Annotated in this window: 22 protein-coding genes and 3 tRNA genes; 12 read left to right on the top strand and 13 right to left on the bottom strand. The window is 67.8% G+C overall.

The genetic code is table 11. The features are described 5' to 3' along the window. Positions 1 to 8 precede the first annotated feature (8 nt). The 4 genes from IP91_RS03745 to IP91_RS03730 are packed head-to-tail and all read right to left on the bottom strand — an operon-like array spanning position 9 to position 4,661. Positions 9 to 1,181: an HlyD family secretion protein gene (locus tag IP91_RS03745; RefSeq protein ID WP_145647408.1), complete on the bottom strand. Its 1,173-nt coding sequence runs from the start codon at positions 1,179 to 1,181 to the stop codon at positions 9 to 11. A gap of 1 nt (position 1,182) precedes the next feature. Continuing rightward, positions 1,183 to 2,688: an efflux transporter outer membrane subunit gene (locus IP91_RS03740; RefSeq protein ID WP_145647407.1), complete on the bottom strand. Its 1,506-nt coding sequence runs from the start codon at positions 2,686 to 2,688 to the stop codon at positions 1,183 to 1,185. Between the two features lie 15 nt (positions 2,689 to 2,703). Continuing rightward, positions 2,704 to 4,236, bottom strand: coding sequence for an MDR family MFS transporter (locus IP91_RS03735; protein WP_229473817.1), 1,533 nt, complete (start codon positions 4,234 to 4,236; stop codon positions 2,704 to 2,706). Next, positions 4,233 to 4,661, bottom strand: a complete 429-nt coding sequence (locus IP91_RS03730; RefSeq protein ID WP_145647406.1) for a MarR family winged helix-turn-helix transcriptional regulator — start codon at positions 4,659 to 4,661, stop codon at positions 4,233 to 4,235. The genes IP91_RS03735 and IP91_RS03730 overlap by 4 nt, the downstream gene beginning before the upstream one ends. Positions 4,662 to 4,823: 162 nt before the next feature. Here IP91_RS03730 and IP91_RS03725 point away from each other — a divergent pair, with 162 nt between their 5' ends. Together IP91_RS03725 and IP91_RS03720 are read left to right on the top strand one after the other, a co-directional pair. Beyond that, positions 4,824 to 5,327, top strand: coding sequence for a hypothetical protein (locus IP91_RS03725; protein ID WP_145647405.1), 504 nt, complete (start codon positions 4,824 to 4,826; stop codon positions 5,325 to 5,327). Positions 5,328 to 5,358: 31 nt separating this feature from the next. Beyond that, entirely contained in the window at positions 5,359 to 6,648 is a 1,290-nt protein-coding gene (locus IP91_RS03720) for an NAD(P)/FAD-dependent oxidoreductase (protein WP_229473815.1), read from the top strand. 64 nt (positions 6,649 to 6,712) lie between these two features. On the opposite strand, the gene IP91_RS03715 is transcribed toward IP91_RS03720, so the two are convergent. Then, the gene (locus IP91_RS03715; protein WP_145647403.1) at positions 6,713 to 8,143 is read right to left on the bottom strand and encodes a cytochrome P450; all 1,431 of its coding nucleotides are present in this window, start codon (positions 8,141 to 8,143) and stop codon (positions 6,713 to 6,715) included. 85 nt (positions 8,144 to 8,228) lie between these two features. Here IP91_RS03715 and IP91_RS26680 point away from each other — a divergent pair, with 85 nt between their 5' ends. Continuing rightward, positions 8,229 to 9,092, top strand: coding sequence for a helix-turn-helix domain-containing protein (locus IP91_RS26680; RefSeq protein ID WP_145647402.1), 864 nt, complete (start codon positions 8,229 to 8,231; stop codon positions 9,090 to 9,092). A 15-nt stretch (positions 9,093 to 9,107) separates the two neighbouring features. On the opposite strand, the gene IP91_RS03705 is transcribed toward IP91_RS26680, so the two are convergent. Further along, positions 9,108 to 9,818 carry a sensor histidine kinase gene (locus IP91_RS03705; protein ID WP_145647401.1) on the bottom strand — a complete coding sequence of 237 codons (711 nt, stop codon included), beginning with the start codon at positions 9,816 to 9,818 and terminating at the stop codon, positions 9,108 to 9,110. Between the two features lie 166 nt (positions 9,819 to 9,984). On the opposite strand from IP91_RS03705, the gene IP91_RS03700 reads away from it, so the two are divergent. Then, the gene (locus IP91_RS03700; protein ID WP_145647400.1) at positions 9,985 to 10,509 is read left to right on the top strand and encodes a hemerythrin domain-containing protein; all 525 of its coding nucleotides are present in this window, start codon (positions 9,985 to 9,987) and stop codon (positions 10,507 to 10,509) included. 202 nt (positions 10,510 to 10,711) lie between these two features. Here the strand turns inward: IP91_RS03700 and IP91_RS03695 are convergent, their stop codons facing one another. Beyond that, positions 10,712 to 12,352, bottom strand: coding sequence for a response regulator (locus tag IP91_RS03695; RefSeq protein ID WP_145647399.1), 1,641 nt, complete (start codon positions 12,350 to 12,352; stop codon positions 10,712 to 10,714). Between the two features lie 212 nt (positions 12,353 to 12,564). On the opposite strand from IP91_RS03695, the gene IP91_RS03690 reads away from it, so the two are divergent. Further along, the gene (locus IP91_RS03690) at positions 12,565 to 12,984 is read left to right on the top strand and encodes a DNA polymerase Y subunit UmuC family protein (RefSeq protein WP_145647398.1); all 420 of its coding nucleotides are present in this window, start codon (positions 12,565 to 12,567) and stop codon (positions 12,982 to 12,984) included. Positions 12,985 to 13,216: 232 nt separating this feature from the next. On the opposite strand, the gene IP91_RS03685 is transcribed toward IP91_RS03690, so the two are convergent. The 3 genes from IP91_RS03685 to IP91_RS03675 all read right to left on the bottom strand — a co-directional run bounded on the left by IP91_RS03685 (position 13,217) and on the right by IP91_RS03675 (position 18,438). Then, positions 13,217 to 14,212: a diguanylate cyclase domain-containing protein gene (locus IP91_RS03685; protein ID WP_145647397.1), complete on the bottom strand. Its 996-nt coding sequence runs from the start codon at positions 14,210 to 14,212 to the stop codon at positions 13,217 to 13,219. Positions 14,213 to 14,500: 288 nt separating this feature from the next. Beyond that, complete coding sequence (locus IP91_RS03680; RefSeq protein ID WP_145647396.1) at positions 14,501 to 17,419, bottom strand: hybrid sensor histidine kinase/response regulator; 2,919 nt, start codon at positions 17,417 to 17,419, stop codon at positions 14,501 to 14,503. A 191-nt stretch (positions 17,420 to 17,610) separates the two neighbouring features. Further along, positions 17,611 to 18,438 (bottom strand): response regulator, encoded by an 828-nt coding sequence (locus IP91_RS03675; RefSeq protein ID WP_145647395.1) that lies wholly within the window; start codon positions 18,436 to 18,438, stop codon positions 17,611 to 17,613. Between the two features lie 94 nt (positions 18,439 to 18,532). Here IP91_RS03675 and IP91_RS03670 point away from each other — a divergent pair, with 94 nt between their 5' ends. The 5 genes from IP91_RS03670 to IP91_RS03650 all read left to right on the top strand — a co-directional run bounded on the left by IP91_RS03670 (position 18,533) and on the right by IP91_RS03650 (position 20,574). Continuing rightward, positions 18,533 to 18,805, top strand: coding sequence for a hypothetical protein (locus tag IP91_RS03670; RefSeq protein ID WP_145647394.1), 273 nt, complete (start codon positions 18,533 to 18,535; stop codon positions 18,803 to 18,805). Beyond that, positions 18,796 to 18,872: transfer RNA gene (locus IP91_RS03665), tRNA-Arg, on the top strand. The genes IP91_RS03670 and IP91_RS03665 overlap by 10 nt, the downstream gene beginning before the upstream one ends. Positions 18,873 to 18,990: 118 nt before the next feature. Next, a tRNA-Arg gene (locus tag IP91_RS03660) sits at positions 18,991 to 19,067 on the top strand. A gap of 67 nt (positions 19,068 to 19,134) precedes the next feature. Beyond that, positions 19,135 to 19,211: transfer RNA gene (locus tag IP91_RS03655), tRNA-Arg, on the top strand. 208 nt (positions 19,212 to 19,419) lie between these two features. Beyond that, positions 19,420 to 20,574: an alpha-hydroxy acid oxidase gene (locus IP91_RS03650; RefSeq protein ID WP_145647393.1), complete on the top strand. Its 1,155-nt coding sequence runs from the start codon at positions 19,420 to 19,422 to the stop codon at positions 20,572 to 20,574. Positions 20,575 to 20,863: 289 nt separating this feature from the next. Here IP91_RS03650 and bla read toward each other — a convergent pair whose 3' ends face one another. From bla to IP91_RS03635, 3 genes are all read right to left on the bottom strand, one after another. Further along, a complete protein-coding gene (bla, locus tag IP91_RS03645) occupies positions 20,864 to 21,742 on the bottom strand; it encodes a class A beta-lactamase (RefSeq protein WP_145647392.1) in 879 nt (292 codons plus the stop codon). 146 nt (positions 21,743 to 21,888) lie between these two features. After that, complete coding sequence (locus tag IP91_RS03640) at positions 21,889 to 22,863, bottom strand: D-2-hydroxyacid dehydrogenase (protein WP_145647391.1); 975 nt, start codon at positions 22,861 to 22,863, stop codon at positions 21,889 to 21,891. Continuing rightward, positions 22,860 to 23,801 (bottom strand): LysR family transcriptional regulator, encoded by a 942-nt coding sequence (locus tag IP91_RS03635; RefSeq protein WP_145647390.1) that lies wholly within the window; start codon positions 23,799 to 23,801, stop codon positions 22,860 to 22,862. The genes IP91_RS03640 and IP91_RS03635 overlap by 4 nt, the downstream gene beginning before the upstream one ends. A 206-nt stretch (positions 23,802 to 24,007) precedes the next feature. Between IP91_RS03635 and IP91_RS03630 the strand changes: the two genes are divergently transcribed. Both IP91_RS03630 and IP91_RS03625 read left to right on the top strand, forming a co-directional pair. Next, the gene (locus tag IP91_RS03630) at positions 24,008 to 24,214 is read left to right on the top strand and encodes a hypothetical protein (protein ID WP_145647389.1); all 207 of its coding nucleotides are present in this window, start codon (positions 24,008 to 24,010) and stop codon (positions 24,212 to 24,214) included. Further along, positions 24,211 to 25,080, top strand: coding sequence for an alpha/beta hydrolase (locus tag IP91_RS03625; RefSeq protein WP_145647388.1), 870 nt, complete (start codon positions 24,211 to 24,213; stop codon positions 25,078 to 25,080). The genes IP91_RS03630 and IP91_RS03625 overlap by 4 nt, the downstream gene beginning before the upstream one ends. Positions 25,081 to 25,114 lie beyond the last annotated feature (34 nt).

Raw genomic sequence — 25,114 nt, 5'->3', positions numbered from 1 at the left:
CCCCGATCTTACTGAACCAGGTTCTTGGCCACGATCGCGGCGGCCGCCGCACCGGCCTGCGCCAGCGGCTGTTCGAGCGCCGCCGTGGTGTACAGCGGCTGGCGCGGCATCGGCGCTCCCAGCACCGGGCCATCGGTGCGGGCGATATCCACCTTCACCGTCGTCGACAGGCCGATGCGCAGCGGATGCGCGCGCAGCTCGCGCGGGTCGAGCGCGATCCGCACCGGCACGCGCTGCACCACCTTGATCCAGTTGCCGCTGGCATTCTGCGCCGGCAGCAGCGAGAACGCGCTGCCCGTGCCGGCCGCCATGCCCAGCACCTTGCCGTGGTACGCAACCTTCCCGCCATACATGTCGGCTTCGATGGTGGCCGGCTGGCCGACGCGGATATCGCGCAGTTCCGATTCCTTGAAGTTGGCATCGACCCACAGCTGGTCGAGCGGCACGATCGACAGCAGCGGCGTGCCGGCCGTGACGTGCGCGCCCACCTGCACGGCGCGCTTGGCGACATAGCCGGTCACCGGCGCCACGATGGCATTGCGGCGCGCGGCGATCCACGCGGCCTCGTAATCGGCCCGCGCGGCCTGCACGGCCGGGTGCTGGTCCAGCGCCACGCCCGCCGTGCCGGCGCGCGCCGCCTCGGCCTGTCTCTGGGCGACGGCGATCGCGGCCTGCGCATCGGCGACGGCGCGGCGGGCATGCTCCACCTCCTCGCCGGACACGGTGTGGTCGGCCGCCAGCGGCAGGCGGCGCGCCAGGTCGGCCTGCGCCGTGGCCAGCACCACGCGGCGCTGCGCGACCAGCGCCTCGTACTGGCCCACGTCGCTGTAGCGCTGGCGCTCCTCGCGCACCACGGCGCCCAGGTGCGCTTCGGCGCGGCGCAGCGCCACGGCGGCATCGGCCGGATCGAGGCGCACCAGCTCCGCGCCGGCCTGCACCAGCTGCGTCTCGTCGGCGCCGATCGCCTGCACATTGCCATCGACCTGCGAGGACAGCGTGACGAGGTTGCCGCCCACGTACGCGTTATCGGTCTCCTGGCGCTTCGACAGCACCATTTCATAGTAGGCGCCATATGCAACGCCGGCCAGGATGAAGGCCACGGTGATGGCCGCCAGCACGGCCTTGCGGCGGCCGGGACGCGCCTTGGCCGGAACGGCCGCCTGGGGATTCGCTTCGCTCATGTCAGTTCGGGATGGTTGAGGGTGTGTGATCGTTGCCGCCAGCCTGCACATGCATCATCGTCGCGGGTGCCGGATCGCTTGCATCGATTGGGGCGGTTGTGTCTCGTGCTGGCGCTGCCTGCCAGCCGCCGCCCAGCGACCGGATCAGCGCCACTTCGGCCAGCGCCTGCAGCTGGTGCAGGGCCAGGGTGTCGTCGCGCTGGCGCAGCAGGCCGGCGCGGGCATCGAGCAGCGCGGCGCGGTCGGCCAGGCCGCGCGCCAGCTTCGTTTCCGTCGCGGCGAGGAGGGCGGCGGCACCGGCATCGGCGCGCGCCTGGCGTTCCAGCTGCGCCTCGATGCCCTGCAGCGCCGCGCCATCCTGGGCCGCGTCGCGCACGGCGTTGACGACAGCCTGGTTGTACTCGGCCACCAGTTCGTTGCGCTCGCTGCGCGCGCCTTCCAGCTGGGCCGACAGGCGGCGGCTGTCGAACAGCGGCACGGTCAATGCGGGGCCGACGAACAGCGTGCGGCTGTTCGCTTCCAGCAGGTGCGACAGCGACACGGTGTCCAGGCCGACCGCGCCGGTCAGGTTCACGTCCGGGTAGAACGCGGCACGCGCCGCATCAATGCGCGACAGCGCCGCTTCCACGCGCCAGCGTGCCGCCTGCAGGTCCGGGCGGCGGGCCAGCAGCTCGATGCCCAGGCGCGCCGGCAGCGCGTGTGCGGTCGGTTGCAGCGGCACCGGCTTCAGGTCGGCCAGCGCCGCGTTGCCGGCACCGAGCAGCGCACGCAGCGCTTCGCGTTCCTGCGCGGCGGCGGTGGCATCCTCGGCCAGGCGCTTTTCCATCAGCGTCAGGTCGTTCTCGAGCGCCTGGCGGTCCAGCGAGTTGCCCAGGCCGCGCGCCACGCGGCGGTCGTACGTGGCGATGCGGTCGCGCTGCGTGGCGATCAGCTGTTCCAGGTTGGCGTGCCGCGCCCAGTCGCCCTGCAGGCTGAAATAGCTTTGCGCGATGGCGGCGGCCAGTGCCTGCTCGGCGGCGGCATACGAGGCATTGCGGGCATTGACTTCACCCGCCGCGGCGGCGATCTGCGCGCGGTTGCGGCCCCACCAGTCGAAATCGTAGCGTGCTTCCACGCGCACCGTCTCGCCCGTGTAGTAGGCGCCGCCGATCGGTGCCGGGAACAGGCCGGTGCCGGAATAGCGCTGCCGGCTCGCGCTTGCCGTCAATGCCGTCGACAGGCCCGTGTCGGCATGGGTGCGCGACAGGGCGGCGCGCGCGGCACCGATCTGCGTGGCGGCCACGTCGAGGCTGGGCGCGCCTTTCAAGCCGCCGGCGATCAGCGCGTCGAGTTGCGGGTCGTGCCAGGCCTGCCACCAGTTCGCATCCGGCCACCCTTCGGCGGCCAGGTGGATGGAAGACGGCAGGTCGGCCGCCACGTCGCGGCGCGCGAGCACGTGATGGTCGGGCGGCACGGTGGCGCAGCCCGCCAGCAGCATCACGGCCACGCAGGTGAGGGATTTGGTCATCGGGGTCTTCATGGTTCAGTCCATCGCGGCATGGTCGATCACGGTTTCGGCATGCTTCGGAGCGGGGCGGATCAGCAGCAGCAGCGGGATCACGGCCACCGTCAGCAGCATCATCAGCCAGAAATCGTCGACATAGGCGATCATCGAGGCCTGCCGGGTGATCTCGTTGTTCACGGCGGCCAGCGCCGCCGGCGTGGTGCCGGTGAGCGCGGGATTGGCGATGGTCACGTGCTCCGTCAGGGAGGCGTGCACGGTGGCCGTGTTCCGCACCAGCAGCGTCTGCACCAGCGCGATGCCGATGCTGCTGCCGATATTGCGCACCAGGCTGTAGATGGCGGTGCCGTCGGCGCGCATGGCCGGCGACAGCGTGGCGAAGGTGGCGGCCGACAGCGGCACGAACACGAGCCCCAGTCCCAGGCCCTGGATCACGCCGGGCCACACGATATCGCTCTGCGACAGCACCAGCGTGTAGCGGCTCATCTGCCACAGCGAGAACGCCGTGATCGCGAAGCCGATTCCCAGCAGCAGCCGCAGGTCGACGCGGCCCACCATGCGCCCGACCAGCAGCATCGCCAGCATCGTGCCCAGGCCGGACGGTGCCGTGACGAGGCCCGCCACGGCGGCCGGATAGCCCATCAGCCCCTGCAGCATCGTCGGCGTCAGCGCGCGGGTGGCGAACAGCACCAGGCCGACGATGAAGATGAACAGCAGGCCGCTCACGTAATTGCCATTGGCAAGCAGGCGGTAGTCGAAGAAGGATTTGCCGGGACCGCTCGTCCACGTGTGCGCCACGAACCAGCTGAACGACAGCGCCAGCAGGATCGCCTCGACCCACGTCTCGGTGGACGCGAACCAGTCGTTCTGTTCGCCCCGGTCGAGCAGCATCTGCAGCGCGCCGATGGCGATCCCCAGCGTCAGAAAGCCGAACAGGTCGAAGCGCATGCGGCGCGGCGCGGCGGCCGGACGGATGTAGCGCCAGATGCCGTAGAACGCCACCGCGCCCACCGGCACATTAATGAAGAACACCCAGCGCCAGTTGTAGCTGTCGGTCAGCCAGCCGCCCAGCGTGGGGCCCAGGATCGGGCCGATCATCACGCCCATGCCCCACACGGCCATCGCCGAGCCGTGCTTCTCGCGCGGATTGATGTCCAGCAGCGTGGCCTGCGACAGCGGTACCAGGGCCGCGCCGAATACGCCCTGCAGCATGCGCGCGACGACGATTTCGGTCAGCGTCTGCGACAGGCCGCATAGCACCGAGGCCACGGTGAAACCGGCCACCGAGGCGAGGAAGACGTTCTTCAGGCCGAAGCGGTCGCACAGCCAGCCGGTCAGCGGCGTGGCGATGGCCGCGGCCACGATGAAGGAGGTGAGCACCCAGGTGATCTGGTCCTGCGAGGCCGACAGGGAGCCCTGCATGTGCGGCAGCGCCACGTTGGCGATGGTGCCGTCCAGCGCCTGGATCACCGTCGCCAGCATGATGGAGACGGTGATCATCGGCCGGTTCAGGCCATCGCCGGGCGTGGCCACGGTCGTTCCGGCCGCTGTCATGGCTGCTGTTCGATCCTGCCCTGCAGCGTCTCCAGCAGGTCCGTCACGGCCTGCAGCTGCGCGCGGTCGATCCCGCCCAGCAGCTCGTGGCGGAACGGGTCGGCCACGGCGCGCAGCTGCGCATAGATCTCGCGGCCCCGTTCCGTCAGGCCCACCAGCTTCACGCGGCGGTCGGTGCCGGACGGGATGCGCACCAGGTAGTCGCCTTTGACGAGGCGGTCGATCATCGCCACCATGGTGGGATTCTCGACGCCGAGGCGGGCCGCCAGTTCGGTCTGCGAGAGCGGCGCGCCCTTGGCCAGCGTGGCGATCGCCAGCCAGCTCGCCTGCGACAGGCCCAGGTGCTTCATGCGGCGGTCCAGCGCCAGGCGCCAGGCGCGGGCCGTGTTGTGCAGCGCGTGGCTGAAGCGTTCTTCGGGTGTCATGTTCGCCAGCTAAAAGTTAGAGGGCGAACTATAATTGCGCTAACTAGTTTCCGTCAAGTATGGCGTGTAACCGTGGCTCGGTTCGGTCGCGAACATACGCGTCTTTTCGGCAGCCCTTACAATGGCGACGGCTCCGGCCGTTCCAAAACAACCGATGCAACCATGAAAACAACAATTTTTGCCGCCGGCCTGCTGGCCGTGTGCTGTTCCGCTTCCGCCCAGGTGTCGATTTCCGTCGGCCAGCCCGGCTTCTATGGCCGCCTCGACCTCGGTGGCATGGCGCCGCCGCCCGTCGTCTATCGCGAACCGCTCATCATCGAGCGCCCGGTGCGCGTGATCCAGGAGCCGCTGTACCTGCGCGTGCCGCCCGGCCACCAGAAGAACTGGCGCCGCCACTGCGGCCGCTACCACGCCTGCGACCGCCGCGTGTACTTCGTGCGCGACAACTGGTACCTGAACGACTACGCGCCGCGCTACCGCTCGCACCACATGGCGCCGCGGCCCCATGGTCCGCGCCACGACGATCGCGGCCACGGCCGTCCGCAGCACCATGACCGCGGTCCGGACCGCCATGATCGCGGCCATGACCGGGGCCATGACCGGGGCCACGGCGGCGGCCATGACCGTGACCACCGCGGCGACCACGACCGCGGCCACGGCCGCTGATGCGGTCCTTGCTCGATACGGGGAGAAGCATTTGCAAAGCCAATACGTGATCGTGGGCGGCGGGGCGGGCGGCCTGGAACTTGCCTGCAAGCTGGGCCGCAAGCTGGGCCCCGGCAAGGTACTGCTGGTGGACAGCCGCCTGTACCACATCTGGAAACCGTCGCTGCACGAAGTGGCGGCCGGCACGCTGGACATCCATGCCGAAGGCCTGTCGTACCAGATGCTGGCGCACGACAACCAGTTCACCTACGTCTACGGCGCGCTGGAAACGATGGACGCCACGGCGCACACAATCACTGTCGGTCCGATCGAGACGGCGGGCGGCGAGCTGGTGCTGCCGCGCCGCACGATCGGCTACGGCTCGCTGGTGCTGGCGGTGGGCAGCACGTCGAACTATTTCGGGGTGCCCGGCGCGGCCGAGAACACCATCTCGCTGAACGGCACCGAGGATGCGGAACGCTTCCGGCTCACGCTCCTCAAGCTGCTGGCGCAGGCCGCCAACGAGAAGCACGAGCAGGGAGTGGACATCGTCATCATCGGCGGCGGTGCGACGGGTGTCGAGCTGGCGGCCGAACTGCGCGAGGCGAGCGGCGTGTATGCGGCCTACGGCTTCGGCGACCTGCAGCCGTTGAAGGACGTGCGCATCACCATCATCGAAGGCGCGCCGCGCATCCTGGCGCCGCTGCCGGAGCGCGTGTCCGCGGCGGCCACCAAGCTGCTGGGCGAACGGGGTGTGAAGGTCGTGGCCGACACGCGCGTCACGCAGATCGACGCGGACAAGGTGACCGTGCAGAGCGGCACCGCGTACCCGGCGGACATCGTCGTGTGGGCGGCCGGCATCAAGGCGCCGGACCTGCTGAAGAACCTGGGGCTGGCGACGACGAAGGGCGGCCAGCTCGACGTCACCGGTGAACTGGTGGTGAAGGGCGTGGCGGATGTCTACGCGCTGGGCGACTGCGCTTTGTGCATCGGCCCGGACGGCAAGCCGGTGCCGCCGCGCGCCCAGGCCGCGCACCAGCAGGCCGAGTACCTGCTCGAGACGCTGCTGCGCCGCGAACGGGGCCAGGCGCCGCAGACGAAGCCGTACGAATACCGCGACTACGGCTCGCTCGTGTCGTTCGGGCGCCGCACCTCGGTCGGCAGCCTGATGGGCTCACTACAGGGCCGCAACTGGTTCGTGGAAGGCGCGTTCGCGCGGCTGATGTACACGAGCCTGCACCTGATGCACCACCAGGCCATCATGGGCACGCTGCGCACCGGCGTGCTGGCCGTGGCCCGCTTCCTCATCAAGCGCTCCACGCCGCTCGTCAAGCTGCACTGACCGGCGCTGAAGAGTTCATGTCCCGGTGCCTGGCACCAGGACATGGGCGCTGTTCCATGCGCGTTCAGCGTGGCCGCGCGCGCAGCGTCATCGTCAATGGCGTGGGCGACATCACGAAGCCCATCCGCTCACGCGGCGCGGCGCCGTCGGCGGTGCGCACATCGAGCACATCGAAGCGGCCCAGCAGGGCCGCCAGCGCCACCTTCACTTCCATCAGCGACAGGTAACGGCCCGGGCACATGCGCGGGCCGCCGCCGAACGGCAGCGCCGCCTGGCGGTCCGCATCGCCACCGGGCAGCCAGCGCTCGGGCCGGAACCGTTCCGGTTCGGGAAACGTCCCCGCGTCCACGCTGTCATGCCGCATCACGCACCACACCAGCGTGTCCTTCGGCACGCGCACGTCGAGGATGGTGGTGTCGCGCAGCGCCTGCAGCGGCAGGAACGGTGCCGGCGGCTTCAGGCGCATCGCTTCCAGCGTGCACGCTTCGATCCATTGCAGCGCGTCGGCCGCGTCCTTCGTCATGGCCGCGACATCGGGCGCGTGCGCCAGCACTTCCTGCTGCGCGCGCGCCAGCGCCTCGGGATGCCGGGCCAGCAGCCACACCAGCCAGGCCAGCGCGCTGGAGGTGGTGTCTTCGCCGGCCAGCAGCATCGTGCTGACATTGCCGGCGACCGTCACGTCATCGACGCCGCTGTCCGGCAGGTCGGCGGCGGCCAGCATCGCCTGCAGCAGGTTGGCCGGCTGCTGGCGCAGTACCGGGTCGGCATCGAGCGCCGCGCGGGCCTGCGCGATGAAGCCGTCCGTGGCGGCGCGCACCGCGGCCACGCTGCGTTCCAGGCGCCGTTCGGCGGGCAGCCGCAGCCAGCGCCAGTACGGCACGGGGCTGAGCGAGCGCCGCGCCACGCCGGCCAGCACCACTTCCACATGGCCCTGGATGGCATCGCCGCCGCTGGCCACCGTGTCCACATCGGCGCCGAAGGCCAGTCCCGCGATCACGTCGACGGCATAGCGCTTCATGTCGCCCGACAGGTCGGCGCTGCCACCCGCTGCTGCCGCGTCATCCCAGCGCCGCTGCAGGCGCACGGCGACCTGCGTCATCCGGCCCAGGTAGGCCTTGACCGCCGCCGGCGAAAAGCCGTGCATCACCATGCGGCGCTGCTGGCGCCAGGCCTCGCCCTCGGCCAGGAACACGCCCGGATTGCCGCCCAGTTCATTCGAGACGTCGGCCGTGACGGCCGGGCGCCGGAAGCCGTCGGGCCGGTCGCGCAGCACGGCGGCAATTGCGGCGCTGTCGGACAGCACAAGCACCCGGTTCGGTCCCAGCCGTGCACGGAACAGCGGACCGTACTGCCGGCTCCAGCGTTCCATGGTCAGGTGGATGGTGGCGGGCGAGAGCTGCAGCGCATTGCCCAGCAGCGGCAGGCCGCGCGGGCCGGGCAGGTCGGCGATGTCGCGCGTGGCGGACAGCGGATCGTTCAGGGTGCTGGCACTCATGGGGACTCCGGTAGCAGGGTGGCGCCAGTGTGCTGCAGGGCCAGTCGCACCGTCTTGAACGTTTGCGACACGCTACAATCGTCGCATGACGACGCCCGACCTTCCTTCGACCGTGGCGCGGCTGGTGGCGCCGCGCAGGGCGCTGGCCTCATGCGTGCGCGGCTGGCTGGTGCGCAGCACGCTGGACGCGCCGCCGCTGCCCCCGCCCCAGCGCCTGAACCGTTTTCCCGCCACGCCGTTCTGCGCCATCACCTGGGTGATCGCGGGACACGCGCAGCTGGTGGCGCCCGGTTTTTCCGAAGCGGGGGCGCAGGCCGGCGACGCGATCTTTTCCGGCCCGCGCACCACCCCGTGCGTGACGGCCAATCCCGGTCCGGTGCACACGCTGACCGTGCTGTTCTACGCCGATGCGCTGCAGCGGCTGACGGGCCTGGACATGCCGGCACAGATCGACCGGATGGCGCCACTGGGCACCGTGCTGGGCGACGCGTGGACCGGCATGAGCGCCGCCCTGCTGGCCGCGCCGGACGACGCCTTGCGCATCACGCTGCTGGAGGATTGGCTGGCACCGCGCTGGCAATCGGTGCGTGGCGACGAGGGACGGGCATGGGCACCGCTGCGCGACTGGCTGCAGGTGCTGGCGGCACGCGCAGCGGCGGCTGGTGCGGGCCGCAGCGCACGCATGGCCGAGCGGCGCGTGCGGGCCTGGGCCGGCCATCCGCTGCGCACGCTGCGCCGGCTGGCACGGGTCGAGGCATCGCTGCTGGCGGCGCGCGAAGAGGAGCGGGACGGGCAGCTGTCGCTGTCGGATGTGGCGGCGCGCGGCGGCTACGCGGACCAGGCGCACCTGTCGCGCGAGGCGCGCGAGCTGGTCGGCACCAGCCCGCGCGAACTGGTGCGCCTGGCGCAGACGGATGAGAGCTACTGGCTGTACCGCATCTGGTGCTGATGCACGCGGGCGCCGTCAGGTAGCTGCGGCGGGCACCTTCGGCAATACCACGCTGAGGACCGTGCCGCCGTCCGGGTGGGCGGCCAGCGTCAGCGCGCCGCCCAGCAGACGGGCCCGTTCCCGCAGCAGGCGCAGGCCGAACTGGCGCGACTGCTGGGCCTCGGGGGCGGGGCCGCGGCCGTTATCGCGCACCGTCAGCATGATTTCATCTTCGTTGTCGTCGATGATCACATCCACTTCGGTCGCGCCCGAATGGGCCGCCACGTTCGACAGGCCCTGTTCGGCAACCCGCAGCAGCACCACGCCCACCTCACGCGGATAGGTGGGCTCGTCGTCAGGCAGGCTGCTGCGCGCGGTGATCTGGTACTGCTGGCCGAACTGCGCCACCAGTTCCGAGATGGCGACCTTGATGCCGAGGAATTCGAGCTTGTCGTTCCACAGCTTGTGCTGCATCTGGCGGTTGTTCTCGATGATCGTGTGCAGCAGGTTCTTCATCTGCGCGGCGCGGTCGTGCAGCGGCTTGCTGTCGGCCGGCAGCTTGGCCGTGAGCAGGCCAAGGTGCATCGTCAGCGCCGTCAGCGACGAGCCGAGGCTGTCGTGCATCTGGCGCGCGAGGCCGCGCTTTTCATTGTCCCAGCTGTTGACGACATGGCCCAGCAGGTCGGACAGGTCGGTGGCGGGTGCGGTCTCGGCGCTCTGGGCCTGGTGATTGATTTCGTCGGGCATGGTTGATCTTGGTTTTTAGCCTTACGGTAACAGGCCGATGATACATGAGCTTTCCGCGAAATGTCGCACCGGCACTATCGTGTGCTGCCGCACAGTCAGCGGTGGCGAACGCGCGCAATCTGGAGTCCTCGAACGCATTTTACCGATCACCCCACAAGGAGCAGCCATGAGTGCCACAGCCAAACCCCTCGACGCGATCGCCCTGCTGAAGAAGGACCATGACGAAGTCAAGGCCATGTTCAAGGAGTACGAAGAACTGGGCGACCGCGCGTACGCCACGAAGCAGAAGCTGGCCGAGAAGATCTGCCTGGAGCTGACCAAGCACGCCATCGCCGAGGAAGAGATCTTCTACCCGGCCGTCCGCGCCGATGTGGACGATGCGGACGACATGGTCGATGAGGCGACCGTCGAACACGCGTCGGCCAAGGACCTGATCGCGCAGATCCACAGCATGGATCCGCACGACGACCTGTACGACGCAAAGGTGAAAGTGCTGGGCGAGTACATCGACCACCACGTGAAGGAAGAGGAAGAAGAGATGTTCCCGGAAGCGCGCAAGGCCAAGCTGGACTTCGTGGAGCTGGGCGAGCGCATCCAGGCCCGCAAGGACGAGATCCTGGAGATCCCGCCGGAAGTGCCGGCTGCCGAGATGCAGGCGAAGGTGAAGTACACGGCGCAGCCGACGGCGTAAGCGCCTTCTGTGTCACGTGACATCCCGCGGTGCCTGAAGGTGCCGCGGGATTTTTGTTTGTGCCGGGGTGGCGTTCGCGGTGCGAAAGGGCACTGCGGTGCGCGGACGGTTACTGCTGGGGTCAGGCCCGCGGCACCGGTCGCCACGCCTCGACGGTACCGGGCGCTGTGGGCCGGACCCCGGCGACCCGGATTCCGGATGCTTACGGCTTCGCGGTGGCGACGGCCGGTTCGGCGGCGCCCTGCGTCAGCGAGGCGATGGCTTTCATCAGGCTGTCGATATCCACCGGTTTCACCAGGTGCATGTCGAAGCCCGCTTCCAGCACGCGGCGCTGGTCCTCGGCCAGGCCGTAGCCGGTCAGCGCGATGAGGCGGATGTTCTGCGTGTCGGGATCGGCGCGCAGGCGGCGCGCCACTTCGTAGCCGTCGATGCCGGGCAGGCCGATGTCGACGAGGGCGACGCCGGGATGGTATTCCTGTGCCACCGCCAGGCCCTGCAGGCCGTCGGCCGCATGGCGCACTTCGTAGCCGTAGCAGGACAGCATCATCGCCATCATTTCACGGCCGTCGTCGTTATCCTCGATCAGCAATACGTTGGGCTTGGACTGTTCTATCGTGTTCATCATGGGCTGGTTGGATTCAGTGATACGTTCGGTGCGTGGCAGGCGGATCAGGAAGGTGCTGCCTTCGCCGGGGCCGGCGCTGTCGGCCTCCACGCTGCCGCCATGCAGTTCGGCCAGCCGCCGCACCAGCGACAGGCCGATGCCGAGGCCGCCCTGTGCGCGGTCCAGCGTGCTGGTGCCCTGCACGAACACGTCGAACACGTGCGGCAGCAGTTCCGGGGCGATGCCGACACCGGTGTCATGCACCGTCAGCACCACTTCGTCGTCTTCCAGTTCGAGCATCACGTCGATCACGCCGCCGGGCGGCGTGTATTTCAGCGCATTGTCGAGCAGGTTCGAGAAGATCTGTTCCAGGCGCGTCACGTCGCCATCGACCCAGCCGCTGTCGAGCTGCACGTGCAGGTCGTAGTCGGCGGTGCGGCCCGTGCTGCGGTAGGTTTCCAGGCAGTTGCCGAACAGCGCCGCCACGTCGACGGGTGCGCGGTTCAGCAGGATCTTGCCGGACATCGCGCGCGACAGGTCCAGCAGGTCGTCGACGATGCGGCCCAGGTGCTGGCTCTGGCGCTGGATGATCTTCTTCGCGCGCACGGCCGCATCGGGCGTCACGGCAGGCAGGCCGAGCAGCGACGCGGCGCTGCTGATGGCCGACAGCGGGTTGCGCAGCTCGTGCCCCAGCATGGCCAGGAACTCGTCCTTCGCATGGTTCTGGCGCTCGGCCACCTTGCGCTCCTCGATTTCCTGCAGCAGCCGCTTGTTGCTGCTGACGAGGTCCGTGGTGCGCTGGCTCAGCTGGCGCGCCTGGCGTTTCAGTTCCTCGTTCTTCATCGCCAGCGCCACGAACACCGTGATCTTGGCGTGCAGGATCTGCGGGATCACCGGGGTGAAGAGGAAGTCGGCCGCGCCTTTCTGGTAGGCCTTCAGGCGGTCCAGCTCATCGGCCACGAAGGCCGTGATGAAGATGATGGGGACATTCGCGGAACGCTCGCGCTGGTGGATCGCCTCGGCCGTCTCGAAGCCGTCCATGCCCGGCATGTTCACGTCGAGCAGGATCACGGCGAAGTCGTGCATCAGCACCTGGCGCAGCGCCTCTTCGCCGCTCCGGGCCGCGATGACTTCGTACGACTCCTGCTCGGCCCACTGGTCGAGCAGACTCGTCAGGGCGAACAGGCTGTTGGCGTCATCATTGACGACCAGTATTTTTGGTTTGTCTGGTTTGGGCACGCTGAGCCACACAGTTTAATGAGTGAAACAATTCTGTAAGACAAACATCTGATCGATCATAGCAACCCCCTATGGCAAAGTCAAAAGTCCACACGGCAATTGAACGCCGCCCGGGACGGGTCCGGTATTGTTCGATTGCGCACATACATGGCATCCGCCGCGTGACATAGTGGAATCATTGAACGAGCCAACACAAGGAAAGGATGCCGATCATGAATATCGATACCGTCGTGGGTAAGGACTATCTGGGTAAATGCTTCCGCGACCTGGCCAATGCGCCGGTCAGCGCGCTGAACGGTGTCGGCGAAGAGGGCGCGCAGGCATTGCAGACCGCCTTCGGTGTCACCACCGTGGGCGAACTGGCCAACCTGAGCTTCATCAAGTGGGCCTCCGCGATCGCCACGCTGGCGGCCGAAGAGCAGATGCAGCCGCACGAGAAGGCCAAGGAAGAACTGCTGGACGACGCCGTGGAGATGACGTTCCCCGCCAGCGATCCGATCTCCGTCGATGCGGGCATCACGCGCATCGAAGTGCCGCCCGAGAAGGTGGACGCGCAGTTCGACCACCAGCATGCGCACAAGACCGAAGAGTCGACCGAAACCGGCAAGGAAAAGGAACAGGCTGCGCATTGATCGGTTGATGCGTAAGGGTCTGGAAACCGGGGCGCACCTGCAAGGGTGCGCCCCGTTTTGTTTTTGACAGCCGCCGAAGGCGGACGTCGTCTTGTCGAGCGGATGGTGCGTGCCGCGGGTTGCGAGCGTTGCTGTTCGAGGCTGGCGAGATGCGGACTGCCGTGCGACCGGCGTACGGCACGGCGCAAAGGGAAGCAGGCCGCATGCGGCCTGCTCCCCTTCGTCATGGCCGTCAGGCGGCGGTCGTTGCCACGCTTTTCAGCGACAGCGGCGCGGGCGCCGGTGCGGACGACGACGGGCCGCCTGGTGCGGCGCAATAGCGGTTCTTGCCGGAGCGCTTGGCGTCGTACAGCGCATTGTCGGCGGCGTGGATCAGTTCGCTCACGCTGTCGGCATTGTCCGGGAACAGCGCGATGCCGATCGAGGTGGACAGGCGCAGCGTCAGGCCGTTCACGAGGTAGGGTTCCGACACGACTTCGATCAGCTTCGAGGCCGGCTCGCGTGCATCGTTCAGGCCATTCACATCGCCCAGCACGATCACGAATTCATCGCCGCCCACGCGCGCCACCGTGTCTTCCTTGCGGGACGAGCCGACCAGCCGCTGGGCGACCTGCTTCAGGATCTCGTCGCCATAGGCGTGGCCGTGGGTGTCGTTGATGCCCTTGAAGCCGTCCAGGTCGAGATACATCACGGCCGCCTTGCGCTGGTGGCGCACGGCGTGCTGGACGGTGGTCTCGATGCGGTCTTCCAGCAGGCGGCGGTTCGGCAAGCCCGTCAGCGGGTCGTGCAGCGCCAGTTCCTGCTGCTTGCGGCTGTACTGCGCCAGCTCCTTGTAGAGCAGGCGCACTTCCAGCATGTTGTGGATGCGCTTGTGTACTTCGAGCAGGTCGAACGGCTTGCTGATGAAGTCGCGGGCACCGGCTTTTAGCGCGGCGATCTTGAAGCTCGGCTGCGCGGTGAGTGCCAGCACGGGCAGGTAGCCTTCCTGTTCGATTTCCTTCAGGCCCTTCATGACCTGGAAGCCGTTCAGGCCGGGCATCTGCAGGTCCAGCAGGATCAGATCGTAGTTATGCTGGCGATGCAGGGCACAGACCTGATCGGGCAGCATGGTGGCCGTGACGTTGGCGTAGCCGGCTTCGCGGAGAATCTCGAGCATCAGGTCGACATTGTCCGCGCAGTCGTCTACGACCAGTATCTTGGCGTTGAGGATCTCATCCGGGCTGGGCATAGTTGTCTCGCAATACGGGCCCCGGCATTGGTTGGGCCGGAGCGGAACACTAAGTCTAGCGCCGTAGAATTTGCTGCGGCGCACGTATTAAAAAATTCTTGTCTTGGATAGAATTTTCTATCTCCCGAGTCTATCAAACACCCGACAAGTTTCTTGTAGGACATTGCCGCGTTGTACGGTAGGACTCGCTTCGGATTATAAATTAATTAATAGACTTAAGTGTTGTCTTTAACAAACGTGCGCGCTGCAAGGAACTTTCATTTCCTTATGCGATAAACGCATAAGGAATCACGCGCGGGTCCCCGGCAGGCGGCGGCGTGCGGCGGCCAGGGCGACCGCGGCAACGAGTTCGGATGGTTCGACCGGCTTGGCGATGTGGTCCGTAAAGCCTGCTTCCAGCACGCGCAGCCGGTCCTCGCTGCGGGCAAAGGCCGTCAGCGCGATGGCCGGCACGCCACCGCCGGCCTCCGGCGCCAGTGCGCGTACCTGGGCCAGCAGCTCGAATCCGTCCATTTCAGGCATGCCGATATCGGACAGCAGCAGTTCCGGATGCCATTGCGGCAACCTCTGCAGCGCCTCCTGCGCGCTGCTGGCCGTCAGGACCTGGGCATTGCAGTCCGACAGCACGCGCTTGATCAGCTCCCGCGTGTCCGGTTCGTCGTCGACCACCAGCACCCGCAGGCCGGCCAGGTCGCGCATGCTCTCGGCCGTGGCCGGGAGGGCTTCTCCGGCGGCCGGGGCAGGGCGGGTGGAGCGCTCGCCCGTGGCCAGCCCGGTGGTCAGCGGCAGCCGCACGGTGAACGTGGCGCCATGGCCTTCGCCGCCGCTGGCCGCCGACACCGTGCCGCCATGCTGCTCGACGAGGTGCTTGACGATGGACAGGCCGAGGCCCAGGCCGCCGTGGCGCCGCGTCGTCGAGGCATCGGCCTGGCGGAAGCGCTCGAAGGCGTGGGCCAGGAATTCCGGCCGGATGCCGATGCCGCTGTCGGCCACGATGATTTCGGCGTGCCCCTCCGACTCGCGCACTGCCACGCGCACCACGCCATCGCGCTGGGTGAACTTGATGGCGTTCGACAGCAGGTTCCACAGCACCTGCTGCAGGCGCGCCGGATCGGCCGCGACCATGCCGCACGGGCCGTCGTCCCGCTCGATGCGGATGTTCTTCGCCGCCGCCGCCGGACGCACCGTCTCGATGGCCGCGTCGGCAATCATCGACGGCGCCACGGCCCGCATGTCGAGCAGCACGTTGCCCGACATGATGCGGCTCATGTCCAGCAGGTCCTCGATCAGCTGGGCCTGGGCGCGGGCATTGCGTTCGATGGTCTGCAGGCCTTTCTGCAGGTCGGCCTCGCCGCGGCTGCCGCGGCGCAGCACCTGCGACCAGCCGAGGATGGCCGTCAGTGGCGTGCGCAGTTCGTGCGACAGCGTGGCCAGGAACTCGTCCTTCATCTGGCTGGTGCGCTCGGCCTCGGCGCGCGCATTGCGTTCGCTGTCGAGCAGGGCGATGCGCTCCTCGGCCGCCTGGCGCGCCGCTTCGTTCAGCCGGGCGTTGTCGATCGCCACGCCGGCCTGTGCCGCAATGCCGCCGATGATGCGCTCGGTGCGTTCCGAGAACATGTCCGGCTCCGGATGGCCGAACAGCAGCGAGCCGACCACCGAACCGTCGCGCGACGTGACGGGGGCGGCCAGGTAGCTGCGCATCTGTTCCGCATGGCGTGGATCGAGGGAGGGCGCGCACTGCGGCTGCTGCTGCAGATCGTCGCAGCGGGTGATCGAGGCGCCGCTCAGCGTGTCCCCGAACAGCGCCGCCGCGCTGGTGCGCGACAGGTTGCCATAGGCCGCCGGCGGCTGGCCGGACAGCGTGTACAGCGTCAGCGCATCGCTGTCGTGCAGCCCCTGGTCGCTCACATTGTTGTAGAAGAAGGCGCCGAAGCGCGCGCCGCTGATGCGGGTGGCGGCATCCGTCACTTCCTGCAGCAGCGGGTGCAGGTCGCGGTGGCGCGCCAGTGCATTCCCGGTGGTATTGAGCAGTTCCAGCACGGCCGATTCGTCGCGCAGCGCCTCCTGGGCGCGCTTGACCTGGTCCACGTCGGTGCTGGTGCCGAACCAGCGCAGCGTGCGGCCATCGGCGGCGCGTACCGGATTGGCGCGCGTGAGGAACCAGCGGTACTGGCCGTCCGCACCGAGGATCGGGAATTCCATCTCGAACGGCTGGCCGCTGCGCAGCGAGGCGTTCCAGCGCTCCAGGATGGCCGGCATGCACTCGGGTTCGTACACGCGCGACCAGTCGTCCTCGCGGGTGGCGGCCGGGTCGAGCCCCGTGTATTCGTACCAGCGGCGGTTGTACCACATCATGCCGCCGTCCGAGCCGGCGATCCAGGCCAGCTGCGGGATCGAATCGGCCAGCGCGCGCAGCTGTTCTTCGCTGGTCTTCAGGGCCTCCTCGGCGGCGCGGCGGGCGGTGATGTCCTGCACCATGCCGGTCATGCCGAGCAGTTCGCCGGCATCGTCGTAGTTGCCGTGGCCGACGACGGAAACCCAGCAGCGCTGGCCGTCGCTTCGCGTGATGCGGCACTCGATATCGAAGTCGCTGTGCGTCAGGTAGGCCTGGGCAAACACGACGCGCGCGGCATCGCGGTCTTCCGGAGCCTGGCGTTCGCGCAGCTCGCTCCAGGGCACCGGCGTATCGGCCGGCAGCTCGAAGATCTCGGCGGCGCGCCGGCCCAGGGACACATTGCCGCTGCGCGCATCCCAGGTCCATTCGCCCAGCTTGCCGGCGGCCATGGCCACCTGCAGGCGGTTGCCGCTTTCGCGCAGCAGCCGTTCCTCCACCTTGCGCTGGTGGATATCCTGCAGCGTGAAGGCGAGGCCCTCGGCGGACGGGTAGGCGCGCACTTCCAGCCAGCGCTGGCGCGGCACATAATAGACCTCGAAATCGGTGCTGTGGCGTTCCGCCATGGCCTGTCGCAGCCGCGTTTCGAACACGGTGCCGGCCAGGCCGGGGAGGGCGGTCCACAGTGCCTGCCCCAGGAAGGGCGCCGGCGCCGCGCCGGCCGGCAGCAGCGCTGCGCCGGCCTGGCTGTTCAGGTAGGTGATCGTCCAGTCGCTGTCCACCACGGCCAGGCCGTCGGTGATGCCTTCCAGGACGGCGCCCAGCCAGGCCGGCGCAGTGCGCGCGGCATCGCCGGCGTCCTGGCTGGGGCGCATCGGGTCTGCATCGGAAGGGGAGCCCCCGGTTGAAAAGATCATGAGATGGTCGGAACGTGAGTCATAGCGGCGCCGGCGGGGTCACCTGGACCGATTGTAGCGTCCCGCTGCAGCAGGGGTACGCACGGTTGACCTGCCGTCCTGGCCGGGCGCCCGGGCGGCCGGAGCGTGCCGCCATGCGGCGTTCCGGCTCAGCCACCGATGCGCGCGGCGATGCGTTCGAGGATCGCCTGCAACTGTTCGATGTCATACGGCTTCTGGATCGCTTCGGCGTGGAACTCGAGCTGCTGCGTCAGCGCGCCGCTGTAGCCGGAAGCGAAGATCACCTGCAGCCCTGGCCAGCGGGCGACCGCCTGGCGGGCCAGTTCGACGCCGGACATGCCGGGCAGGCTGACGTCCGAGAACAGCAGGTCGAAGCTGCCCGCTTCCAGCTGCTGCAGGGCGCTCTCGCCATCCGACGCCGCGTCGACTTCGTGCCCGATCGCGCGCAGCATCTCGCAGACGAGGTACTGGGCATCCAGATTGTCTTCCACCACCAGCATGCGCAGCGAACGCTCGGCCGCCGGCGCGCTGCTGGCGGCAGGCGGCGCCAGCGTGCACAGGATGCCTGCCACCTCGTCCGTGCCGTCGCGCAGCGGCGTGTAGTACAGGTCGAAGCATTGTTCGCTCATGCCATCGCTGCGCCACAGCTGCAGCACCTGGCCGCGGAACAGCTGCGCCTCGCCGCCCCATGCGCCTTCGAGGGCGCGCGGGTTCCAGCTCCACGCGGCTGGCTGCATGGCGGGGATGCGGCCGCCCGGCGGTTGCGTGGGGCTCCCCGTGAGGGTGGCATACGGCTGGTTCAGCAGCATCACCTGCTGGCGCCCCCACAGCAGCACGGCGGGCAGCGGCGAGTTGAGCATGATGTCGACGGCGGCGCGCAGCGCGGGCGACCAGCCGGCCGGCGAGCCCACATCCGTGCGCGACCAGTCGACCGCGCCAAGTGCGGCGACGCTCTGCGATGCGGAAGCGCTCGTCATAGGGAATGTCTCCGAGGAATGGTCATTGCAATTGTGCTTCGAACATTGTTGTGTTGTTATCAGGCTTCAGCATCGTACACCAAGGATAAGAGCGGTGGCTGACAAACTGTCCCGTGCCGCCGCCATGCTTTTCGATCCTCCCGTGAAGATCGGTGCCACCACCGCGACAGGCCATTCGCAATTCGCTCTGGACAAGCGGACAAGTTCTTCCTATAATCCTGCCTCCTCGAACGGCAACGTCGTGAAGGGAAAGGCGGAACGGATGCCGTTCTGGCGCGGAAAACGGGTGGCGATCGAGAGATTAAAACAAGCTTTCCAAGCCGTAATGAATCCGGTACAATGCCGACGCAGCAAATTGCGGCTGTAGCTCAGCTGGATAGAGTACTTGGCTACGAACCAAGGGGTCGTGGGTTCGATTCCTGCCAGCCGCACCAGATTTTACGAGGCACCGGAAGGTCTCTCGGAGCAGCAAGGAAATGCACGACTGCCGTGCGCCGAGCGCGGCGGCAGTCATGATAGTTTTACGGAAGTCCTGTTTCACGGAGTTTCATTGCGGCTGTAGCTCAGCTGGATAGAGTACTTGGCTACGAACCAAGGGGTCGTGGGTTCGATTCCTGCCAGCCGCACCAGTTTCAACGTAGGCACCAGCCTTCGGCAATGCCATGTGGGTCGCCATATGGGCAGTAAATAAGTTTTGCGGCTGTAGCTCAGCTGGATAGAGTACTTGGCTACGAACCAAGGGGTCGTGGGTTCGATTCCTGCCAGCCGCACCAGTAAGAAGAAGAGGGACCGGATAAAACCGGTCCCTTTTCGCATTCTGCGCCCGCTTTTTCGGCATTTGATTCTCTTGACATGCAGCCCGCATCGAATTGCCATTTTGTATGGTCAATTTCCTGAGCGTTTCCTGAGCGGTCCTGATCCGGTCTTGGCAGTGCCGCCGAAATCGCCGATCATCGGGGGTTACCACCTCCTGGAGCATCCATGCCGATCGTCACCTGCATCGAAGACCTGCGCCTGCTGGCGAAACAGCGCGTGCCCCGCATGTTCTACGACTATGCCGATTCCGGTTCCTGGACCGAATCCACCTACCGCGCCAACAATACCGAATTCGCACCGATCAAGTTCCGCCAGCGCGTGGCGGTGGACATGTCGAACCGCACGCTGGCCACCGAGATGATCGGCCAGCCGGTCGCGATGCCGGTGGCGCTGGCGCCGACCGGCCTGACGGGCATGCAGCACGCGGATGGCGAGATCCTGGCGGCCCGCGCGGCGGAAAAATTCGGCGTGCCCTTCACGCTGTCGACGATGAGCATCTGCTCCATCGAGGACGTGGAGGCGCACACCACGAAGCCGTTCTGGTTCCAGCTGTACGTGATGAAGGACCGCGACTTCATCGCCCGCCTGATCGAGCGCGCGCGCGCCGCGAACTGCTCCGCCCTGGTGCTGACGCTGGACCTGCAGGTGCTGGGCCAGCGCCACAAGGACATCCGCAACGGCCTGTCCGCGCCGCCGAAACTGACGCTGCCGAACATCGTCAACATGGCGACGAAGCCGCGCTGGTGCATGGGCATGCTGGGCACGAAGCGCCGCTACTTCGGCAATATCGTCGGCCATGCGCCGAAGGTTGCGGACATGTCTTCGCTGTCGTCGTGGACCGCCAACCAGTTCGACCTGACCCTGTCGTGGAAGGACGTGGAATGGATCAAGAAGCTGTGGGGTGGCAAGCTGATCATCAAGGGCATCATGGATGTCGAGGATGCGCGCCTGGCCCGTGACAGCGGCGCCGATGCGCTGATCGTCTCCAACCACGGCGGCCGCCAGCTCGATGGCGCGCAGACGTCGATCGCCGCGCTGCCGGCCATCGTCGAGGCGGTGGGCGACGGCATCGAGGTGCACATGGATGGCGGCATCCGCTCCGGGCAGGACATCATCAAGGCCGTGGCGCTGGGCGCGAAGGGCGTCTATATCGGCCGGCCGTTCCTGTACGGGCTCGGTGCCATGGGCGAGGCGGGCGTGACGAAGTGCCTGGAGATCCTGCAGAAGGAACTCGATCTGACGATGGCGTTCTGCGGATTGCGCGATATCCGCGATGTCGATCGCAGGATTCTGCTGCCGGGGACGTTCCCGACGGCTTGAGGGCGCTGGCCGAGGCGTTGCGCGCGGGACGGCTGCGGTGACCAGATACCGGTGCCGGACTCCGGTGGAGCTGGTGTCGGAGGCCAGGCACTGCAGGTGGCCTGTAAAAGGTGCCTGCGGCATGCGAGCAGCCGTCGGCGTGGCTGGGGTCCGACACCGGCCCGGGTGTCGGGCACCGGTCACCGACCGGGGCCTGCGCAGCAAAGGCCGGCGTTGATTTGCCGGATCCGCGGCGCAGCAAAGGCCGGCGTCGCCTTACCGTATCCAGCGCGGCAAACGCGGCGTCGACTTACCGTATCCCCAGCGCGGCAAACGCCGCCCGCGCCGCCGCCGCCACGATGTCCTCGCGTACCGGCGCATCCTTCGCCGGCTGGTGCGTGTAGATGGCGATGACGACGGGGCCGCGTCCCGTGCTGCCGGCCGGCGGGTAGGCGATGCCGATATCGTTGGTGCTGCCGTAGCCGCCGGTGCCCGTCTTGTCCCCGACCTGCCAGCCGGCTGGCGCGGCGGCGCGAATGCGCTTGTCGCCCGTCGTCGTGCCGATCATCCAGTCGTTCAGCTGGCGGCGCTGCGGCGCGGGCAGGCCGTCGCCCACCAGCAGCTTCTGCAGCGTGCGTGCCATGGCCAGCGGCGTGGTGGTGTCGCGCGCGTCGCCGGCCAGCGCGGCGTTCAGCTCGGGCTCCCAGCGGTCGAGGCGGAACGTGGTGTCGCCGATGCTGCGTGCGAACGCCGTCACGGCCTGCGGGCCGCCCAGTTCCTTCAGCAGCACGTTGGCCGCCGTGTTGTCGCTCAGTTGCACGGTGGCCGCACACAGTTCGGCGACCGTCATGCCGTCCTCCACGTGCTTGCTGGTCACCGGCGCGTAGCTGAGCAGGTCCGCCTTCGTGTAGCGCAGCCGCTTGTCGATGAAACCCGGCTCGCGGGCGTCGCGTGCCAGCATTGCCGCAGCCAGGGTTGCCTTGAAGGTGCTGGCCATGGGGAAGCGTTCGTCCTGGCGGTTGCCGGCGATCCTGCCCGTCGCGAGGTCGATGGCGGCGACACCCAGGCGGCCGCCGAGATCCCTTTCGATGGCGGCGAAGTCCGGTGGCGTCGCTGCCGAAGCGAACGAATGGATGAATGGCGTGACGGCGGCAGCCAGCAGCAGGGTACGGCGTTTGGAAGAGGTCATGTGGCGTCGAGGTGGTTGGTATCGACGCATTCTAGGATGAGGCGCGGGCCGCCGTCACCGGCATTCGTCCCGCCGGCGCACGTGCTCGCGTCACGGCCACCGCCATGCGCGCAGCAGCCACGGTGCCGGTGCGGCCTGCGAAGCCGTCAGGTGACGACGTTCACCGGCGCGCCGCGCACGAATGCTTCGACATTGCCGATCAGCTGGTCGGCCAGGCCCTGCATGGCTTCCTGGCTGGCCCACGCATTGTGCGGCGTGAGAAGGAAATTCGGCAGCCGCAGGCGGAGCAGCGGATTGTCCGGCGGCGGCGGCTCCTGCGTCAGCACATCGAAGCCCGCGCCCGCGATCACCCCTTCCGTCAGCGCCGTCGCCAGCGCCGCCTCGTCGACCAGGCCGCCGCGCGCCGTGTTGATCAGGAGCGCCGTGCGCTTCATGCGCGCCAGTTCCGCCGCGCCGATCAGGTTGCGCGTGGCCGCGCTCAGGGGCGCGTGCAGCGACAGCACGTCCGATGTCGCCAGCAGCTCGTCGAAGGTCACATTGATCACGCCAGCCTCGTCGACCGGCGTGCGCTTGTGGACGGCAATCGCCATGCCGAAGGCACGGCCGATCGCCGCCACCTGCCTGCCCAGCGCGCCATAGCCCAGCAGGCCAAGCCGGCTGCCATGCAGGTCGCGGATCGGATGATCGAACAGGCAGAAGCGCGTGCCGCCTTCCCACTTGCCCGCCTCGACATCGGCGCGGTAGGCCACCAGGTTGCGGCGCAGCGCTAGGATCAGCGCGAAGGTGTGCTCTGGCACGGCCGCATACGCATAGTCGCGGATGTTCGAGACGACGATTCCCCGTTCGCGCGCCGCCGGCAGGTCGATGATGTCGGTGCCGGTCGCGGCCACGGCGATCATGCGCAGCTTCGGCAGCCGCGCCAGCGTCTCGGCGCGCAGCGGCACCTTGTTGGTGATGGCGATCGTCGCATCGCGCAGGCGTTCGGCGGCATCCTGCGCGGTGGTGGCTGGGTATTCCGTCCACGTGTGGTCGAATGCCGGCCGGCGCACATTGGCGATCACGCTGTCGCGGTCGAGAAAGACGAGGTGCTCGGTAGTCGATGTCATTGTGGTCGCTGTCATGCCGCCTCCTGCAACGTGGGGGCCAGCCGGTGGATGCGCATGGCGGGGTGGTTGGCGAACAGCTCGGCGACCCATTCGACGAACACGCGCACCTTGGCCGACAGGTGCCGGTTCTGCGGATAGACCACGTGCACCGGCAGCGGGTCCGTCTGCCAGTCCGCCAGCAGCTGCACCATGCGGCCGGCGCGCACGTGTTCCAGCAGCAGGTAGTCCGTCATCTGGATCACGCCGAGGCCGACGAGGCCCGCCTGCACGTAGGCGTTCGAATCGTTCAGCGCGATCACGCCGGGCATCGGCACCTGGATGCGTTCGCCGTCCTTCGTGAAATCCCAGTCGAGCACCTTGCCCGTCTTGGCGGAAAAATAGTTCACGCAGCGGTGCCGCTCCAGCTCGCGGGGATGCTGCGGGGCGCCGTAGCGTTCCAGGTACGAAGGCGCGGCGCAGGTGACGAAATGGATCATGCCGATGCGGCGCGCGATCAGGTTCGAATCGGCCAGCGCGCCGCCGCGCACGGCGCAGTCGACACCTTCCTCGATCAGGTCGACGGTGCGGTCGGAGCTGCCCAGTTCCAGCTGGATGTCCGGATAGCGCTCGAAAAAGGCGGGCAGGGCGGGGATCAGGATCTCGCTGGCCAGGCCGGTGGGCGAGTCCACGCGCAGGCGGCCGGCCGGCGACAGGCGCGTGCGCGACAGCGATTCCTCGGCATCCTTCACGTCCGCCAGGATGCGCAGGCAGCGCTCGTAGTAGGCCGCGCCGTCCGCCGTCACGGTCACCTGCCGCGTCGTGCGGTGCAGCAGTTTCACGGACAGGGCCGCTTCCAGCTGCTGGATGGCGGTCGATACGGTGGCCTTCGGCAGCTGCATATTGTCGGCGGCCTTGGAGAAGCCGCCGGCATCGACTACCTGCACAAAAACCTCCATCGCCTGCAGTTTGTTCATCGCCTGCCTTTCATTCAACCACAAGATACGGGGTGCTTATAACGCGACCAAATGCTGTAATGCCGTTGTCATTGTTCGGGATCCTGAACAATCAATTCGTCATTGTCGTCTTTATCAGATTGTAGAACATGTTTATAGTTACTGCACTGCATCAAAGAAGTTTCATCTGCTTTCATCATTCACGTTCATTACCGAGAAAGAACATCATGGCCTCGCGCTTCAAACACCTGCTGGGACAAACCATCATCGCGGCCGCGCTCGCGCTGCTGGCGGTGGTCCTGGGCGGCATCGTCAACACCGACTCGTACTCGCGCGCCGCCGGCGCCGAGGCGCGTGGGGTGGACGCGCTGATGCGCCAGGTGGCCGGCGCGGGGCAGGCCGGTACGAGCCTGGCGCCGGGAGCGATCCGATGAGCGCGCAGCCGCAGCTGGTTCCGCTGGCGGACGACCTGCTGGTGCGCGACCTGGAAGTGGGTGGCGCCGCAGGCCCGCTGGGCGGCCGACTGTACCTGGCCGGTGCCGCCGCCACCAAGCGCGACACGCTGGTGGTGTTCTTCCACGGCGGCGGATTCGTTGGCGGCGCGTTCGACGAGGCCGACGATTTCCTGTCCCGCCTCGTGAGCGCCGACAGCGGCCAGGCCGTGCTGTCCTCCGGCTACACGCTGGCCTCGCAGAAGCCGTTCCCCGCCGCCGTCGAGGATGCGCATGCCGTGCTGCTGTGGGCGAAGAAGAACAAGGCGAAGCTGTCCTGGAACGGCAAGCGCCTCGTCGTTGCCGGCGTCGAAGCCGGTGCCAACCTGGCGGCCGTGGTATCGCTGATGTCGCGCGACCGCGGCGGCCCGGCGCTGGCCGGCCAGGTGCTGATCATGCCGATGCTGGACCCGGGCCTGTCCACCTGTTCGATGCGCGAACTGCCGGTGTGCCGCGACAAGGCGGCCGTCGTCGACAAGATTGCCGGCACGTGCGCGGCCGGCTACCGCGGCTACCTGCCGAACGCGGCGGACCGCACCCACCCGTATGCCTCGCCGCTGCAGTCCTCGCGGCTGAAGAATCTGCCGCCCGCGCTGATCCTGTCCGCCGAGGACGATCCGCTGCGCGACGAAGCCGAACAATACGGCGCCAAGCTGATCACGTGTGGCATCACCACCACCGTGCGGCGGCTGCCGCCCCCGCCGCTCGCCGAAGCTGGCGGCCGCAACGATTGCGCCTGTGTGTATGCACTGGCCGAAATCGCCGCCTTCATCCGCGGCATCGATGGGACGGAGACCCCACCAGCCTAGAACATCCATAAAACGTTCGTGCACCGTCGGGCTG

This window comes from Pseudoduganella lurida (assembly GCF_007830455.1).
GTDB lineage: Bacteria > Pseudomonadota > Gammaproteobacteria > Burkholderiales > Burkholderiaceae_D > Rugamonas > Rugamonas lurida.
This window is presented reverse-complemented; position numbering and strand designations above follow the sequence as displayed.

Coding starts and splice junctions, on each gene's coding strand:
- IP91_RS03745 (WP_145647408.1), bottom strand. CDS start 1,181: ATGAGCGAAGCGAATCCCCAGGCGGCCGTTCCGGCCAAGGCGCGTCCC.
- IP91_RS03740 (WP_145647407.1), bottom strand. CDS start 2,688: ATGACCAAATCCCTCACCTGCGTGGCCGTGATGCTGCTGGCGGGCTGC.
- IP91_RS03735 (WP_229473817.1), bottom strand. CDS start 4,236: ATGACAGCGGCCGGAACGACCGTGGCCACGCCCGGCGATGGCCTGAAC.
- IP91_RS03730 (WP_145647406.1), bottom strand. CDS start 4,661: ATGACACCCGAAGAACGCTTCAGCCACGCGCTGCACAACACGGCCCGC.
- IP91_RS03725 (WP_145647405.1), top strand. CDS start 4,824: ATGAAAACAACAATTTTTGCCGCCGGCCTGCTGGCCGTGTGCTGTTCC.
- IP91_RS03715 (WP_145647403.1), bottom strand. CDS start 8,143: ATGAGTGCCAGCACCCTGAACGATCCGCTGTCCGCCACGCGCGACATC.
- IP91_RS26680 (WP_145647402.1), top strand. CDS start 8,229: ATGACGACGCCCGACCTTCCTTCGACCGTGGCGCGGCTGGTGGCGCCG.
- IP91_RS03705 (WP_145647401.1), bottom strand. CDS start 9,818: ATGCCCGACGAAATCAATCACCAGGCCCAGAGCGCCGAGACCGCACCC.
- IP91_RS03700 (WP_145647400.1), top strand. CDS start 9,985: ATGAGTGCCACAGCCAAACCCCTCGACGCGATCGCCCTGCTGAAGAAG.
- IP91_RS03690 (WP_145647398.1), top strand. CDS start 12,565: ATGAATATCGATACCGTCGTGGGTAAGGACTATCTGGGTAAATGCTTC.
- IP91_RS03685 (WP_145647397.1), bottom strand. CDS start 14,212: ATGCCCAGCCCGGATGAGATCCTCAACGCCAAGATACTGGTCGTAGAC.
- IP91_RS03680 (WP_145647396.1), bottom strand. CDS start 17,419: ATGCGCCCCAGCCAGGACGCCGGCGATGCCGCGCGCACTGCGCCGGCC.
- IP91_RS03675 (WP_145647395.1), bottom strand. CDS start 18,438: ATGACGAGCGCTTCCGCATCGCAGAGCGTCGCCGCACTTGGCGCGGTC.
- IP91_RS03650 (WP_145647393.1), top strand. CDS start 19,420: ATGCCGATCGTCACCTGCATCGAAGACCTGCGCCTGCTGGCGAAACAG.
- bla (WP_145647392.1), bottom strand. CDS start 21,742: ATGACCTCTTCCAAACGCCGTACCCTGCTGCTGGCTGCCGCCGTCACG.
- IP91_RS03640 (WP_145647391.1), bottom strand. CDS start 22,863: ATGACAGCGACCACAATGACATCGACTACCGAGCACCTCGTCTTTCTC.
- IP91_RS03635 (WP_145647390.1), bottom strand. CDS start 23,801: ATGAACAAACTGCAGGCGATGGAGGTTTTTGTGCAGGTAGTCGATGCC.
- IP91_RS03630 (WP_145647389.1), top strand. CDS start 24,008: ATGGCCTCGCGCTTCAAACACCTGCTGGGACAAACCATCATCGCGGCC.
- IP91_RS03625 (WP_145647388.1), top strand. CDS start 24,211: ATGAGCGCGCAGCCGCAGCTGGTTCCGCTGGCGGACGACCTGCTGGTG.